The organism is Pseudomonas sp. 2(2015) (genome assembly GCF_000955865.1).
Lineage (GTDB): Bacteria > Pseudomonadota > Gammaproteobacteria > Pseudomonadales > Pseudomonadaceae > Aquipseudomonas.
The window spans coordinates 94407-110859 of the sequence record NZ_JYOF01000012.1 but is presented as its reverse complement, the minus strand read 5'-3'; the positions used below and the strand labels follow the sequence as shown (position 1 = coordinate 110859).

Below are 16453 nucleotides of genomic sequence, written 5' to 3'. Positions count from 1 at the left end.
GCCACCGAGCATGGCCGTCCTGAGCAAATACTATTAGGCTGCCGGTATTAATCTGGCCTGGATCGATCCATGTTCGCACTTTATCGCACGACGCTGCCGGCGTTATGCCTGTCACTGATACTACCTTGTACCGCACAAGCAGCCGCTGGCGAAACGCCAGAAGCGGCTGCCGACAGCAAACCTGCCGCAGTCGAACGCCAACCGCTGGCCGAACGCAGCCAGGAAGACGCCCAGGCCCTGGAACGCCAGGTTCCTGCAGCCGAACAGCAAACCCTGCAGGCTGGCAGCGACAGCTTCCTGGCCCTGTGGAAACCGGCCAACACTGCCGAACCCGAAGGCGCCCTGATCATTCTTGCCGGTGCTGGCGAAAATGCCGACTGGCCGAAAACCGTCGGCCCGCTGCGGCGCAAGTTTCCCGATGCCGGTTGGCACAGCCTGAGCCTGGCCCAGCCGGATTTGCTTGCCAGCGCCCCGCAGGCGCGCGTCGAAGTGCCCCCGGCAGTGGAAAAAAAGGCCGAGCCAGGCGAAAGCGCACCGGCCAAGGACACCCCGGCCAATGCCAACGCCAGTATCGAGCAGGCCACGGCAGCCGAAAGCGAGAACAGCGAAAGTACCGAACAAGCGAGGGCGCCGGTCGACGATGACAAGGCCGATGCCGAGCGCATCTTCGCCCGCCTCGATGCGGCCGTTGCCTATGCCCAGCAACAGAACGCCCGCAGCATTGTCCTGCTCGGTAACGGCAGCGGCGCCTACTGGGCAGCGCGTTACTTGAGCGAACGGCAACCGGCCCAGGTGCAGAAGCTGGTGATGGTCGCCGCACAAACACCGGCCCAGGCCGAACAGAGCCTGGACAGCCTGGCGCCGAGCCTCAAGGTAGCCACCGCAGATTTCTTCTACGCCACCCTGCCCCAGGCCAGGCGCGCCGCCGAGCAGCGCCTGCAAGCCAGTAAACGCTTGAAGGACGCCAACTACCGGCAGGTCAGCCTGACCGCCATGCCAGGCAACAGCGCGGCGGAACAGGAGCAATTGTTCCGCCGCATCCGCGGCTGGCTCAGCCCGGAAAAACTCGACTAGAAGCCACGGCGTTTACGGATGACGGCGTAGGCCTGATGCAGTTCGCGGGTTCGTTCGGTGGCCTCGCGAACCTGCGCGGGGCTTGCGCCATTGCCCACCAGCTTGTCCGGATGATGACGGCTGAGCAGGCGCCGGTAGGCTTGCTTGATTTGCCCGGCTTCGCTGTCGGCGCTGACCCCAAGCATGCGCAAGGCTTGTGGATAACCCAGCGTGCCATCGGCCAGCACAGCCTTTTGCGGCTCATAGTCCAGCGCCAGGGCCTGGACCTTGGCTGCCGACCAGCCAAGGGCCTGGCCCCACGCCAGCAGCAGCTCGCGTTCATGCCGGCCAGCCTGGCCATCAGCCCAGACCATGCGCCAGCATGCGCGCAACATGCCTTCGGCGGCATGCGGCTGTTGCTTGAGGCGGCGCAGATGAACACCCAGGCGCTCCTTGCCAGCCTTGCCACGATTGAACGCGGCGATGGCGCGGCGCCTGGCCGGTTCGCTCATTTCCAGGCGCTGCATCTCCACCCGTGCCTGCTGGATATGGCCATCGACCACCCGTCCGTCGCTCTTGGCCAGGCGCCCAAGCAGGACGAACAGTACCTCGTCGTCACGCAGCACCGGCCGCCCACCCAGGCGTTCACGCAGATGCGCCCAACTGTGCAACTGCAAACGGCGGTCCATCGCCTGGCCCAGCAACGCCCCCAGCAACGCCCCGGGAATACTGGCGATGGCAAAGCCTGCTCCGGCACCTATCACTGTGCTCGGCCACAACATGTCAGCGGCGCACAGCGAGCAGTTGCTCGACTTCGGCCAGCCGCTCCAGGGTGCCGACATCCACCCAGTGCCCGCTGAAATGCTCACCGCTGACCTGCCCGGCCGTCATCGCCTGGCGCAGCAACGGCGCCAGCTTGAAGGCGCCGGCCTGGCAGTCGGCGAACAGCTGTGGGGCGAGGACGGCGATACCGCTGTAGGTCAGGGTGTCGGCATCGGCGTTGGCATCGCTGACCTGGCCTCTATCCAGACAGAAGTCACCCTTGCCATGATGGCCAGGGTTATTCACCAGCACCAGGTGGGCCAGGCCGTCGAGGTGCTTCGGCAGGCGGGCGAAGTCGTACTCGGTCCAGATATCGCCATTGACCAACACAAAAGGCTCATCGCCCAGCAACGGCAGGGCTTTGAAGATACCGCCGCCGGTTTCCAGCGGCTCACCTTCGGGTGAGTAACTGATGTTCAGGCCCCAGCGCGAACCATCGCCCAGGTGATCTTCGATCTGCTGCCCGAGCCAGGCGTGATTGATTACCACATCCTTGAGGCCGGCCGCTGCCAACGCACGCAGGTGGTACTCGATCAGCGGCATACCGGCCACCGGCACCAGCGGCTTGGGGGTGTGCAGGGTCAGCGGTCGCATGCGCTCGCCTTTGCCTGCAGCAAGAATCATCGCTTTCATGGACGCGCTCCGGCTGCGGCCTGCAGGCTATCGATCAGCTCATCGAGTTCGGCCAGCTCCGGCCTGCGCGCGATCACTTCATCTATATAGGCAAAGAAGCGCGGTACATCGGCCAGGTAACGCGGCTTGCCGTCGCGGTGGCAGATGCGCGCAAAGATGCCGATGACCTTGAGGTGACGCTGCACGCCCATCAGGTCGCTGGCGCGGTGGAAGTCCTCGAAATCGGCCTGCACCGGGATGCCCTTGGCCTGGGCGCGCTGCCAGTAATCCTTGAGCCAGCCCTGCACGCGTGCCTGCGGCCAGCTCAGGAAGGCATCCTTGAACAGGCAGGTGATGTCATAGGTGACCGGCCCGTACACCGCGTCCTGGAAATCCAGCACGCCAGGGTTTGGCTCGCTGTCCATCAGGTTGCGTGGCATATAGTCGCGGTGCACCAGCACCTTTGGCTGGGCCAGGGCGCTGTCGATCAACAGGCTGCTGATACGCTGCCAGGCGGCCAGTTGCGCATCGGTAAAGCCCAGGCCCAGTTCACGGCCGACGTACCACTCGGGAAACAGCTCAAGCTCGCGGCGCAACAGGGCCACGTCGTAGCTTGGCAGCGGCGCGTTCATCGGCAACTGCTGGAAGGCCAGCAGCGCATCAATGGCGTCGTTGAACAGGCGATCGGCGTTCTCGGCGTTGATCACATCGAGGTAGGTCTGGGTGCCCAGGTCGCTGAGCAACAGGAAACCACGTTCAAGGTCCTGGGCATGAATGACCGGAACATTGACCTCGGCCGTGGCCAGCAAGTGGGCAATATCAACGAATGGCCGGCAGTTTTCCTGCGGCGGTGGCGCATCCATGACAATAAAGCTGTGGCCTTCGGCCTGCCAGCGGAAGTAGCGGCGAAAGCTCGCATCGCTGCTGGCGGCGGTCAGGCTACCCGCGGGAACCGTGCCCCAGCCCTGTTTATGGAACAGATTTGCCAGCTGCTCGGCGAGCCAGACATTCAGGTGTTGCAAGCGTACATCGTGATCGGGCATTACAAGGGTCTCCGACGGCCCTAGCCGTCAAGCGGGTCATGCTTTATTATCCAGCATCTTTTTCAGACCATCGAGAGGCGTGCGGCCCCACACGCGGGCAGATGGCACGCAGGAAGCCCGGACTAATAAGATGGCATTGAAATCCCCCGCGTTTCGTAAAAAATTCCCGTTGCTGGTCACCGGCGGTTTGCTGGCGATGCAACCTCTGGCCACCCCATACGTGGTTGCCGCAGAGCAGTTCGACTGCCAAGTGTCTGCTGCCGGAGGCTGGGACTGCAAGCCCAAAACCCCTGCCGCCGCACTGCCGCCGCGCCCGGTGCACGCCGGGGCGGCCGCCAGCTCGTCCGGTGAAACGCCAGCCGGCTCCGGCGAGGTCGCCCAGGAGCAGGCTCAAGGTCCGGTGCTGGTCACCGAAGCCAAAGGCCGCGTGCTGAAATCCCGTAGCCCCGATGCCAGCCACCTGGATTGGGTCCCTCGTGACCAGCTCACTCCAGCCCAGCTCGCCGAAACCGGGCCTTACTGCGCCGGTGCCTACATCGAGCCGACCCGTCCGGGCATGACCGACACCACGCCCAAAGACGAGTCGCCGACTTTCATCGGTGCCAAGGTTTCGCGCTACCAGCAGGAGCAGCAGATCGCCACCCTCGCCGGTGACGTGGTCATGCGCCAGGGCAGCATGCAGGTCGAGGCCGACGAGGCCAACCTGTACCAGGCCGAGAACCGTGGTGAGCTGAGCGGCAATGTGAAGATTCGCGACAACGGTTCGCTGGTGGTCGGCGATCACGCCGACATCCAGCTCGACACCGGTGAAGCCAAGGTCGATAACGCCGAATACGTGATGCACAAATCGCGCATCCGCGGCAGCGCCCTATACGCCAAGCGTGCTGAAAACGCCATCATCCGCCTCAAGGACGGTACCTACACCACCTGTGAGCCGAACAGCAACGCCTGGCAGCTCAAGGGCAACAACATCACCCTGAACCCGGCCACCGGCTTCGGTACCGCGACCAACGTCACCCTGCGGGTCAAGGATTTCCCGGTGTTCTACACACCGTACATCTACTTCCCGATCGATGACCGCCGCCAGTCCGGTTTCCTGCCGCCGTCGTTCAGCACCAGCAGCGATACCGGCTTCATGCTGGTCACGCCGTACTACTTCAACCTGGCGCCGAACTACGACGCCACCTTGTATCCACGCTACATGGCCAAGCGCGGCATGTTGATGGAAGGTGAGTTCCGCTACCTGACCAAGTCCAGCGAAGGACAGTTCGGTGGCGCCTACCTGAATGACAAGGATGATGACCGCAAGCTGCAGACGGACTACAAAGATCAGCGCTGGATGGTCAACTGGCAGCACAAGGGCGGCCTCGACGAGCGCCTGATGACTGAAGTCGACTACACCGACTTCAGCGACCCGTTCTACTTCCAGGACCTGGAATCGGATCAGATCGGTGTCGAAAGCCGGGACTTCGTCAATCAGCAAGGTGCGTTGACCTATCGCGGCGATACCTACACCGCGCGGCTGAACGTGCAGGCTTTCGAGCTGGCGACCATTTCGCAGATCACCCCGTATGACCGCCTGCCGCAGGTCACTTTCAACGGCATGCTGCCTTACCACCCGGGCGGGATGAACTTCACCTACGAATCCGAGGCTGTACGCTTCGAGCGTGATCTGAAGAACGGCACTGTCTTCGACAAGGACGGCAAGCTCGATACCAGCGTTCGCGCTGACGGTGGCCGCATCGACCAGAACATCACCGGCCTGGCCCGAGCCAACGGTACTCGCCTGCACCTGGCGCCGACCATCAGCCTGCCGATGGAAGCAAGCTATGGTTATGTACGGCCATCGCTGAAGTACGCCTACACCCACTACGACCTTGACCTCGACAGTCAGGGCAAGGCCCAGGCGCCAGGCCAGCCACGCGAATTCGGCCGGTTCAATTCTACGCAGGATCGCGATGTTCCGATCGTCAGCGTCGACAGCGGGCTGTACTTCGACCGCAGCACCCAGTGGTTCGGCAAGAACTACACCCAGACCCTGGAACCACGTCTGTACTACCTGTACGTCCCGTACAAGAACCAGATGGACATCCCGGTCTTCGATACCAGCGAGTACACCTTCAACTACGCCTCGCTGTTTCGCGACAACCGTTTCAGTGGCAACGACCGTATCGGCGACGAGAACAAGCTGTCGCTGGGCGTGACCAACCGCTGGATCGAAGAGAACGGCTTTGAACGTCAGCGCCTTAGCGTTGGCCAGGCCCTGTACTTCAAGGACCGCAAGGTTCAGTTGCCTGGCATTGCCTACAAGGACCGTCAGGACGCCCAGTCGGACGTTTCCCCGTACGCACTGGAATACGAATACCGCTTCAACCGCGACTGGCGCTTCAATTCCGATTTCAACTGGGATCCGGACAGCCGCAGCACCCGTTCGGGCAGCGCGATGTTCCATTACCAGCCTGAAGACAACGTCAACAAGGTGGTCAACCTCGGTTACCGCTACCGCAACGACATGGTCATCTACAACAGCGCCACTGGTCGCTGGCAGGTAGGTGGTGGCGACTATGGCCAGCCGGGTGACGCGAACTACATCAAGGACTACTACAAGATCCAGCAGCATGACTTCTCGGTCATGTGGCCGATCGTTCCGCAGTGGACCGCGATCGCGCGCTGGCAGCATGACTACAACCGCAACCGCACGCTGGAAGCCTTCGGTGGTTTCGAATATGACAACTGCTGCTGGAAGCTGCGTCTGATCAACCGTTACTGGATCGATTACGACGATTACAGCCAGGCAATTCCGCAAAACGAAAAAGGCGACCACGGCGTCTTCCTGCAGATTGTGCTGAAAGGCCTCGGCGGCGTAGTGGGCAACAAGGTCGAGTCTTTCCTCGACCAGGGCATTCAAGGTTATCGTACTCGTGAAGACCAAGCTTACTGATTGTCTGCGCCCGCTGTTGCTGGGCGCGGTATTGCTGACCGGCACGGCGCACGCCGCCGTGCAACCCCTGGACAGCGTTGTGGCCATCGTCGACAACGACGTGGTGATGAAAAGCCAGCTGGACAGCCGCGTACGCGAAGTCCAGCAGACCATCGCCAAGCGTGGCGGCCAGGTGCCGCCCGCCGGTGTCCTGGACCAACAGGTGCTCGAGCGCCTGATCGTCGAGAACCTGCAACTGCAGATCGGCGATCGCTCGGGCATCCGCATCACCGACGAAGAACTGAACCAGGCCATCGGCACCATTGCCCAGCGCAATGGCATGAACCTGGAGCAGTTCCGCGCCGCTTTGGCCCACGACGGCCTGTCGTACGAAGATGCCCGCGAGCAGGTTCGACGCGAGATGATCATCAGCCGCGTGCGTCAGCGCCGGGTTGCCGAGCGCATCCAGGTCTCGGAGCAGGAAGTGAAAAACTTCCTCGCCTCGGAGCAAGGCCAGATGCAACTGTCGGAAGAATGGCGCCTGGCCAATATCCTGATCCCAACCCCGGAAAGCGCCAACTCGGCGCAGATCCAGGCGGCCGCGCAAAAGGCTGGTGAGGTCTACTCGCGCCTGAAAAGCGGTGCCGACTTCGGCCAGATGGCAATCGCCAGCTCCGCCAGCGAAAACGCCCTGGAAGGCGGCGAAATGGGCTGGCGTAAAGCCGGTCAGCTGCCGCCGGAGCTCGCCAAGCTGCTCAGCAGCCTGAGCGTTGGTGACGTGACTCAGCCACTGCGTATTCCTACCGGTTTCCTCATCATCAAGATGCAGGAAAAACGCGGCGGCGGTGGTGCCACCATGCGCGACGAAGTGCATGTCCGCCACATCCTGATCAAGCCAAGCGAGATTCGCAGCGAAGCGGCGACCAAGGAACTGGCGCAACGGCTGTATGACCGCATCCAGAACGGCGAAGATTTCGCCACGCTGGCCAAGAGCTTCTCCGAAGACCCTGGCTCGGCACTCAATGGCGGCGATCTCAACTGGATCGATCCAAGCGCCCTGGTGCCAGAGTTCCGCGAAGAAATGGCCAACGCCCAACAGGGCCAGGTGACCAAGCCATTCAAGACCCAGTATGGCTGGCACGTGCTCGAAGTGCTGGGCCGCCGCGCCACCGACAGCACCGAACAGGCCCGCGAGCAACAAGCGATGAACGTACTGCGCAACCGCAAGTACGATGAAGAACTGCAGACCTGGCTGCGTCAGATCCGTGACGAAGCCTACGTCGAAATCAAGCTTCCTGGCGCCGATCAGGCCGCGCAGTGAAACCGCAGCGCTTCGCCCTCACACCCGGCGAGCCGGCCGGCATAGGTCCTGACCTGTGCCTGCTGCTCGCCACGCAAGCCCAGCCGCACCCCCTGATTGCCATTACCAGCCGTGACCTGCTCGCCGAGCGGGCCACGCAGCTGGGCGTGGCCGTCACGCTGCTGCCGGTGAGCCTCGACGCCCTCCCCGACCAGCCCGCTCCGGCAGGCAGCCTGTATGTCTGGGACACGCCGCTGCAAAACCCGGTGGTTGCCGGCCAGCTGGACAAAGCCAACGCCGCATTCGTCCTGCAAACCCTCACCCGCGCCGGGCAAGGCTGCCTGGACGGGCATTTCGCCGGGATGATCACCGCACCGGTGCACAAGGGCGTGATCAACGAAAGCGGTATCGCCTTTTCCGGGCACACCGAGTTTCTCGCCGACCTGACCAACACCGCGCAAGTGGTGATGATGCTGGCGACCCGCGGCCTGCGCGTGGCCCTGGTGACCACGCACCTGCCGCTGCGCGAGGTTGCCGACGCCATCACCAGCGAGCGCCTGGAGCGCGTCACGCGGATCCTGCATGCTGACCTGCAACACAAGTTCGGCATAGCCAACCCGCGCATCCTGGTCTGCGGCCTCAACCCGCATGCCGGCGAGGGTGGCCACCTGGGCCACGAAGAAATAGACACCATCGAACCGACATTGGCGCGCCTGCGCAGCGAAGGCATGGACCTTCGCGGCCCGTTGCCCGCCGACACCCTGTTTACCCCCAAATATCTGGAGCACTGCGATGCAGTGCTGGCGATGTACCACGACCAGGGCCTGCCCGTGCTCAAGTACAAAGGCTTCGGCGCTGCGGTCAACGTGACCCTGGGCCTGCCGATCATCCGCACCTCGGTCGACCACGGCACCGCCCTGGACCTGGCCGGCAGCGGCAAGATCGACACCGGCAGCCTGCAGGTCGCCCTGGAAACCGCCTACCAGATGGCCGAGACCCGAAAATGACCGAGCAATACCAACACAAGGCGCGCAAGCGCTTTGGCCAGAACTTCCTGCACGACGCCGGGGTCATCGACCGCATCCTGCGCTCGATCCACGCCAAGGCCGGCGAGCGCATGCTGGAAATCGGCCCGGGCCAGGGCGCCCTGACCTCCGGCCTGCTGGCCAGCGGCGCGCAGCTGGACGTGGTCGAGCTGGACAAAGACCTGGTACCGATCCTCAACCAGCAGTTCGCTAACCGCGACAACTTTCGCCTGCACCAGGGCGATGCACTGAAGTTCGACTTCACCACCCTCGGCGCTGCCCCCCACAGCCTGCGCGTGGTTGGCAACCTGCCGTATAACATCTCGACGCCACTGATCTTCCACCTGCTGGCCAACGCCGAGCTGATCCGCGACATGCATTTCATGCTGCAGAAGGAAGTGGTCGAGCGCCTGGCCGCAGGCCCTGGCGGTGGTGACTGGGGCCGTCTGTCGATCATGGTGCAGTACCACTGCCGGGTCGAACACCTGTTCAACGTCGGTCCCGGCGCGTTCAACCCGCCGCCCAAGGTCGATTCAGCGATCGTGCGCCTGGTGCCACACGAAACCCTGCCGTTCCCGGCCAAGGACCATCGCCTGCTCGAACGCATCGTTCGCGAAGCCTTCAACCAGCGCCGCAAAACCCTGCGCAACACCCTCAAGGCCCTGCTCAGCAGCGACGCCATTGAAGCTGCCGGCGTCGATGGCAGCCTGCGCCCCGAGCAACTCGACCTCGCCGCCTTCGTGCGCCTGGCCGACAAGCTGGCCGAGCAACAGGGCGCCGCGTAACCTGCGCCATAGGCCAGTCATGCCCGCATGACTGGCCGGCTACCCCGCCGATAGCCTAGACTGACGCCATCGCCGTATCCGCGTCTGTTGCCAAGGCCCCTTGCATGTCTGATCCCCGTTACCAGATCGACGTCAGCGTCGTGACCCGCTTTCTCAAAGAACAATCCGACCCCGAAAACGACCGTTTCGCCTTCGCCTATACCATTACGGTGAAGAACAATGGCTCTGTGACCGCCAAGCTGATGTCACGACACTGGCTGATCACCAACGGTGATGGCCATGTCGAAGAGGTCAAGGGCGCCGGTGTGATCGGCCAGCAACCGGCCATTGAGCCCGGGCAAAGCCACACCTACAGCAGCGGCGCGGTGATCAGCACCAAAGTCGGCACCATGCAGGGCAGCTATCAGATGTTTGCCGAGGACGGTAAGCGTTTCGACGCCGTCATTGCCCCATTCCGCCTCGCCGTCCCCGGAGCCCTGCACTGATGGCGGTATACGCAGTCGGAGACCTGCAAGGCTGCCTGCAGCCGCTCAAGTGCCTGCTCGAACGGGTGAGATTCGATCCAAAGGTCGACCGCCTGTGGCTGGTCGGTGACCTGGTCAACCGCGGCCCGGAATCGCTGGAAACCTTGCGCTTCCTTTATTCCATCCGCGAATCGCTGGTGTGCGTACTGGGCAACCATGACCTGCACCTGCTGGCCGCCTGGCACAACATCGAGCGCCTGAAAAAAAGCGACACCCTGCGCGAAATTCTCGATGCGCCAGATGCTGGCGAACTGCTCGACTGGCTGCGCCGGCAAAAGCTGCTGCATTACGACGAGCAGCGCGGCGTAGTGCTGGTGCACGCCGGCATCCCGCCGCAGTGGACCCTGGGCAAGGCCCTGGAGCTGGCAGGCGAAGTTGAGGAAGCGCTGCGCGACGACAATCGCTTCAAGCCCTACCTCGATGGCATGTACGGCAACGAGCCGAACAAGTGGAGCAAGGACCTGAGCGGCGTCACCCGCCTGCGGGTGATCACCAACTACTTCACCCGCATGCGCTTTTGCACCAGCGAAGGCAAGCTCGACCTCAAGGGCAAGGAAGGCGCCGACACCGCCCCGCCCGGCTACAAGCCCTGGTTCGCCCACAAGGGCCGCCGCTCACGGCATGTGAAGATCATCTTCGGCCATTGGGCCGCCCTTGAAGGGCGCTGCAAGGAGCCCGGGGTGATCGCCCTGGACACCGGCTGCGTCTGGGGTGGCGCGATGACCCTGTACAACGTCGATACCGGCGCATTGCAGCGCTGTGAATGCACCGAGCAAGGCACCCCGCGCACGCAGCCTGCGTCCGCACAACCGGCTAGAATGAACGACCAGTCCTGAAGGAAACCGTACCCATGAGCGAATTCAAACGCATCCCTCCCGAGCAGGCCCAGGCGCTGCGCGAGCAAGGTGCGGTCGTGGTCGATATTCGCGACCCGCAAGCCTTTGCCGCCGGCCACATTACCGGCGCAAGCCACCTGGACAATCACTCGGTAGCGGACTTCATCCGCACTGCCGATCTCGATGCCCCCACCGTAGTGGTCTGCTATCACGGTAACTCCAGCCAGAGCGCTGCCGCCTACCTGATCAGCCAGGGCTTTTCCGACGTCTACAGCCTCGACGGCGGCTTCGAGCTGTGGCGTGGCACCTACCCTGCAGAAACCGCCCAAGGCACTGCCGAATAATTTTTTTCATCTCTCGCAGCCCGCGTCCTGTGCGGGCTCGCGCCTGGCCAGACGAACGGTCATGGCGAACTTCATGTACAACCGCCCTTGACCTCCCCGATAACGAACTATCCTTAAGCGCAGGCCATCCAAAAAGGGGAGAGCCGGTACACCGGCGTGCGGGTCATCGGTAGCGAGTTCTAGGTGTTCTGGGGGGTATACAGCAATCGGCGGTGTCGATTGCATGCCAGCATCAGCTGACTGATCCGGCGTCGGCTCCACGTATCGAGCGAGGTGACGTCATGAGTATTTTTAGCCACTTCCAACAACGTTTCGAGTCCACCCGTCAGGAAGAACTTTCGCTGCAAGAGTACCTTGAGCTCTGCAAAAGCGATCGCAGCGCTTATGCGTCGGCGGCCGAACGCCTGTTGATGGCTATCGGCGAGCCGGAACTGGTCGACACCTCGAACAACTCAAGGCTGTCGCGCATTTTCTCCAACAAGGTGATCCGCCGTTATCCGGCCTTTGAAGACTTCCATGGCATGGAAGAATGCATCGACCAGATCGTGTCGTATTTCCGCCATGCCGCCCAAGGCCTGGAAGAGAAGAAACAGATCCTTTACCTGCTGGGCCCGGTGGGCGGTGGTAAATCGTCCCTGGCCGAAAAGCTCAAACAATTGATGGAGAAGGTGCCCTTCTATGCCATCAAGGGCTCGCCGGTATTCGAATCGCCCCTGGGGCTGTTCAACGCCGCTGAAGACGGCGCCATTCTCGAAGAAGACTTCGGCATTCCACGACGCTACCTGAACACCATCATGTCGCCCTGGGCGACCAAGCGACTGGCCGAGTTCGGGGGCGACATCAGCCAGTTCAAAGTGGTCAAACTCTACCCGTCGATCCTCAACCAGATTGCCGTGGCCAAAACCGAACCGGGTGATGAAAACAACCAGGACATTTCCGCCCTGGTCGGCAAGGTCGACATCCGCAAACTCGAGGAATATCCGCAGAACGACGCCGACGCCTACAGCTACTCGGGCGCACTGTGCCGGGCCAACCAGGGCCTGATGGAATTCGTCGAGATGTTCAAGGCGCCAATCAAGGTTCTGCACCCGCTGCTCACGGCAACCCAGGAAGGTAACTACAACAGTACCGAAGGCCTTGGGGCGATCCCCTACTCCGGGATCCTGCTGGCTCACTCCAACGAATCGGAATGGCACAGTTTCCGCAACAACAAGAACAACGAAGCCTTCATCGACCGTATCTACATCGTCAAGGTGCCGTACTGCCTGAGGGTCAGCGACGAGATCAAGATCTACGACAAGCTGCTGTTCAACAGCTCGCTGGCCAAGGCCCATTGCGCGCCAGACACCCTGAAGATGCTCGCCCAGTTCACCGTGCTGTCACGGCTCAAAGAGCCGGAAAACTCGAACATCTACTCGAAAATGCGGGTGTACGACGGCGAAAACCTCAAGGACACCGATCCCAAGGCCAAGTCGATCCAGGAGTACCGCGACGCCGCTGGAGTGGACGAAGGCATGAACGGCCTGTCGACCCGCTTCGCCTTCAAGATCCTCTCCAAGGTGTTCAACTTCGACCCTCACGAAATTGCCGCCAACCCGGTGCACCTGCTGTATGTGCTGGAGCAGCAAATCGAACAGGAACAGTTCCCGGCCGAAGTGCGCGAACGCTACCTGCGCTACCTCAAAGAGTACCTGGCACCGCGCTACATCGAGTTCATCGGCAAGGAAATCCAGACCGCTTACCTGGAGTCCTACAGCGAGTACGGGCAAAACATCTTCGACCGTTACGTGCTGTATGCCGACTTCTGGATTCAGGACCAGGAGTATCGCGACCCGGAAACCGGCGAGATCCTCAACCGCATCGCCCTCAACGAAGAGCTGGAGAAGATCGAGAAGCCGGCCGGCATCAGCAATCCGAAGGATTTCCGCAACGAAATCGTCAACTTCGTGTTGCGCGCCCGGGCCAACAACAACGGCAAGAACCCGACCTGGCTCAGCTACGAAAAACTGCGGGTGGTGATCGAGAAGAAAATGTTCTCCAACACCGAGGACCTGCTGCCGGTCATCAGCTTCAACGCCAAGGCCAGCAAAGAGGATCAACAAAAGCACAACGACTTCGTCACCCGAATGGTGGAACGCGGTTACACAGACAAGCAAGTTCGGCTGCTCTCGGAATGGTACCTGCGAGTCAGAAAATCGCAATAAGCGCCAAGCTGCAAGCTGTCAGCTGCAAGTCGCGCACGTAGGTCAAATACGTGTCGGCTTGCGGGGGCAGCGGTGATCCAACTTGAAGCTTGAAGCTTACAGCTTGCAGCTACCGCCTACTCCCGGAGGGGCCTATGAGCTATGTGATCGACCGACGCCTGAACGGCAAGAACAAGAGCACGGTCAACCGCCAGCGCTTTTTGCGGCGTTACCGTGACCATATCAAGAAGGCCGTCGAGGAGGCCGTGAGCCGCCGCTCCATCACCGATATGGAGCATGGCGAGCAGATCAGCATTCCCGGTCGCGACATCGACGAGCCGGTGCTGCACCATGGCCGCGGCGGCAAGCAGACCGTGGTGCACCCTGGCAACAAGGAATTCACCGCGGGCGAGCATATCGCCCGTCCGCAAGGGGGCGGCGGGGGCGGCGGCCGCGGCAAGGCCGGCAACTCTGGCGAAGGCATGGACGAGTTCGTCTTCCAGATTACCCAGGAAGAATTCCTCGAGTTCATGTTCGAAGACCTCGAACTGCCCAACCTGGTCAAACGTCACCTGACCGGCACCGACACCTTCAAGACCGTGCGCGCCGGTATCAGCAACGAAGGCAACCCGTCACGCATCAACATCATCCGCACCCTGCGTTCAGCCCATGCCCGGCGTATCGCCCTGTCCGGCAGCAGCCGGGCAAAACTGCGTGAGGCGCAAGAAGAACTGGCGCGCCTGAAGCGCGAAGAACCGGACAACTTCGGCGATATTCAGGAAATTGAAGCGGAAATCGAGCGATTGAGCGCGCGCATCCACCGCGTGCCGTTCCTCGACACCTTCGACCTCAAGTACAACCTGCTGGTCAAGCAACCCAACCCCAGTTCCAAGGCGGTGATGTTCTGCCTGATGGACGTTTCCGGCTCCATGACCCAGGCCACCAAGGACATCGCCAAGCGCTTCTTCATCCTTTTGTACCTGTTCCTCAAGCGCAACTACGACAAGATCGAAGTCGTGTTCATCCGCCATCACACCAGCGCCCGCGAAGTAGACGAAGAGGAGTTTTTCTACTCTCGGGAAACCGGCGGCACCATCGTCTCCAGCGCCCTGAAGCTGATGCAGGAAATCATGGCCGAGCGCTATCCGGCCAATGAATGGAACATCTACGCCGCCCAGGCTTCAGACGGCGACAACTGGAACGACGACTCGCCGATCTGCCGCGAGATTCTTACCAAGCAGATCATGCCGTTCGTCCAGTACTACACTTACGTTGAGATCACCCCTCGCGAACATCAGGCATTGTGGTACGAGTATGAGCGTATCGGCGAAGCCTTTGCCGATACGTTCGCCCAGCAGCAGCTGGTGTCGGCCGGCGATATCTATCCGGTCTTCCGTGAACTCTTCCAGCGCAGGTTAGTGACATGACCGCTAGAGAGCAGAAGCGCCACCCTATTTCTACCGGGTCCGAATGGACATTCGAACTGATCCAGGCCTATGACCGGGAAATCAGCCGCCTGGCCGAGCGCTACGCCCTGGACACCTACCCCAACCAGATCGAGGTGATCACTGCCGAGCAAATGATGGACGCCTACGCCTCCGTCGGCATGCCGCTGGGCTATCACCACTGGTCCTACGGCAAACACTTTCTTAGCACTGAAAAGTCCTATAGCCGCGGTCAGATGGGCCTGGCCTACGAGATCGTGATCAACTCCGACCCCTGCATCGCCTACCTGATGGAAGAAAACACCATCTGCATGCAGGCCCTGGTGGTTGCCCACGCCTGCTACGGGCACAACAGCTTCTTCAAGGGCAACTACCTGTTCCGCACCTGGACCGACGCCAGCTCGATCATCGACTACCTGGTGTTTGCCAAGCAGTACATCACCCAGTGCGAAGAACGCCATGGCATCGATGCCGTCGAAGACCTGCTCGACTCCTGCCACGCGCTGATGAACTACGGTGTCGACCGCTACAAGCGGCCCTACCCGATCTCCGCCGAAGAAGAGCGGCGCCGCCAGAAGGAACGCGAAGAGCACCTGCAAAAACAGATCAACGACCTGTGGCGCACCATTCCCAAGGGCGCCGACAAGAACAGCGACCGCGACAACGCACGCTTCCCGGCCGAACCCCAGGAGAACATCCTCTACTTCATCGAGAAACACGCGCCGCTGCTCGAACCCTGGCAGCGTGAAATCGTGCGTATCGTGCGCAAGATCGCCCAGTACTTCTACCCACAGCGCCAGACCCAGGTGATGAACGAAGGCTGGGCAACCTTCTGGCACTACACCCTGATGAACGACCTGTATGACGAAGGCCTGGTGACCGAAGGCTTCATGATGGAGTTCCTGCAGTCGCACACCAGCGTGGTGTTCCAGCCAGGCTTCGACAGCCCCTATTACAGCGGCATCAACCCTTATGCCCTGGGCTTTGCGATGTACCGCGACATCCGCCGCATGTGCGAACACCCTACCGAAGAGGACCGCCGCTGGTTCCCCGACATCGCCGGCAGTGACTGGCTGTCGACCATCAAGTTCGCCATGAGCAGCTTCAAGGACGAAAGCTTCATTCTCCAGTACCTGTCGCCGACGGTAATCCGCGACCTAAAGCTGTTCAGCATCCTCGATGACGATCAGCGCGAAGACCTGCTGGTACCGGCCATCCACGACGAAAGTGGCTACCGGATCATCCGCGAGACCCTGGCCGCCCAGTACAACCTCGGCAACCGTGAACCCAACGTGCAGATCTGGAGCATCGACCGTCGCGGCGACCGCTCGCTGACCCTGCGCCACCAGCAACACGACCGCAAACCCCTGGGCGACTCAACCGAGGAGGTTCTCAAGCACCTGCACCGCCTCTGGGGCTTTGACATCCACCTGGAGACCCTGCAGGGCGAGCAGGTGATGAAAACCCACCATGTGCCGCCCAAAGGCGAGCACGGCGAAGCTGACTATGGTCGCCTGGACCTGGCGGTAGTGCACCTCTAGCACGCCCTCCGTTGCTGCCA

The 16453-nt window shown here is 61.7% G+C and carries 14 protein-coding genes; 11 read left to right on the top strand and 3 right to left on the bottom strand.

All coding sequences use genetic code 11. The features are described 5' to 3' along the window. The first annotated feature begins 69 nt into the window (after positions 1–69). Positions 70–1074, top strand: coding sequence for an alpha/beta hydrolase family protein (locus UB48_RS17350; protein ID WP_045199301.1), 1005 nt, complete (start codon positions 70–72; stop codon positions 1072–1074). Here UB48_RS17350 and UB48_RS17345 read toward each other — a convergent pair. From UB48_RS17345 to UB48_RS17335, 3 genes are read right to left on the bottom strand one after another with little or no spacing between them, the layout of a single operon-like run. Continuing rightward, entirely contained in the window at positions 1071–1835 is a 765-nt protein-coding gene (locus tag UB48_RS17345; RefSeq protein WP_045199299.1) for a DnaJ domain-containing protein, read from the bottom strand. The genes UB48_RS17350 and UB48_RS17345 overlap by 4 nt on opposite strands. 1 nt (position 1836) lies before the next feature. Then, the gene (murU, locus tag UB48_RS17340; protein WP_045199297.1) at positions 1837–2508 is read right to left on the bottom strand and encodes an N-acetylmuramate alpha-1-phosphate uridylyltransferase MurU; all 672 of its coding nucleotides are present in this window, start codon (positions 2506–2508) and stop codon (positions 1837–1839) included. Then, entirely contained in the window at positions 2505–3530 is a 1026-nt protein-coding gene (locus UB48_RS17335) for an aminoglycoside phosphotransferase family protein (protein WP_045199295.1), read from the bottom strand. The genes murU and UB48_RS17335 overlap by 4 nt, the downstream gene beginning before the upstream one ends. 130 nt (positions 3531–3660) lie before the next feature. On the opposite strand from UB48_RS17335, the gene UB48_RS17330 reads away from it, so the two are divergent. The 10 genes from UB48_RS17330 to UB48_RS17285 all read left to right on the top strand — a co-directional run bounded on the left by UB48_RS17330 (position 3661) and on the right by UB48_RS17285 (position 16433). After that, positions 3661–6471 (top strand): LPS-assembly protein LptD, encoded by a 2811-nt coding sequence (locus UB48_RS17330; RefSeq protein WP_045199293.1) that lies wholly within the window; start codon positions 3661–3663, stop codon positions 6469–6471. Further along, positions 6452–7771, top strand: coding sequence for a peptidylprolyl isomerase (locus UB48_RS17325; protein WP_045199291.1), 1320 nt, complete (start codon positions 6452–6454; stop codon positions 7769–7771). Before UB48_RS17330 ends, UB48_RS17325 begins: the two co-directional genes overlap by 20 nt. Beyond that, positions 7768–8757: a 4-hydroxythreonine-4-phosphate dehydrogenase PdxA gene (gene pdxA / locus UB48_RS17320; protein WP_045199289.1), complete on the top strand. Its 990-nt coding sequence runs from the start codon at positions 7768–7770 to the stop codon at positions 8755–8757. Before UB48_RS17325 ends, pdxA begins: the two co-directional genes overlap by 4 nt. Continuing rightward, on the top strand, positions 8754–9560 hold the full coding sequence (rsmA, locus tag UB48_RS17315) for a 16S rRNA (adenine(1518)-N(6)/adenine(1519)-N(6))-dimethyltransferase RsmA (protein ID WP_045199287.1): 807 nt from the start codon (positions 8754–8756) through the stop codon (positions 9558–9560). The genes pdxA and rsmA overlap by 4 nt, the downstream gene beginning before the upstream one ends. Positions 9561–9664: 104 nt before the next feature. Next, complete coding sequence (gene apaG, locus UB48_RS17310; protein ID WP_045199285.1) at positions 9665–10045, top strand: Co2+/Mg2+ efflux protein ApaG; 381 nt, start codon at positions 9665–9667, stop codon at positions 10043–10045. Beyond that, the gene (locus UB48_RS17305; protein ID WP_045199283.1) at positions 10045–10920 is read left to right on the top strand and encodes a symmetrical bis(5'-nucleosyl)-tetraphosphatase; all 876 of its coding nucleotides are present in this window, start codon (positions 10045–10047) and stop codon (positions 10918–10920) included. The genes apaG and UB48_RS17305 overlap by 1 nt, the downstream gene beginning before the upstream one ends. A gap of 14 nt (positions 10921–10934) precedes the next feature. Continuing rightward, the gene (gene glpE / locus UB48_RS17300; RefSeq protein WP_045199281.1) at positions 10935–11264 is read left to right on the top strand and encodes a thiosulfate sulfurtransferase GlpE; all 330 of its coding nucleotides are present in this window, start codon (positions 10935–10937) and stop codon (positions 11262–11264) included. A gap of 281 nt (positions 11265–11545) precedes the next feature. After that, entirely contained in the window at positions 11546–13468 is a 1923-nt protein-coding gene (locus tag UB48_RS17295; RefSeq protein WP_010221441.1) for a PrkA family serine protein kinase, read from the top strand. Positions 13469–13602: 134 nt separating this feature from the next. Then, on the top strand, positions 13603–14874 hold the full coding sequence (locus tag UB48_RS17290) for a YeaH/YhbH family protein (protein ID WP_045199279.1): 1272 nt from the start codon (positions 13603–13605) through the stop codon (positions 14872–14874). Then, positions 14871–16433 (top strand): SpoVR family protein, encoded by a 1563-nt coding sequence (locus tag UB48_RS17285; RefSeq protein WP_045199277.1) that lies wholly within the window; start codon positions 14871–14873, stop codon positions 16431–16433. Before UB48_RS17290 ends, UB48_RS17285 begins: the two co-directional genes overlap by 4 nt. Positions 16434–16453: the final 20 nt, after the last annotated feature.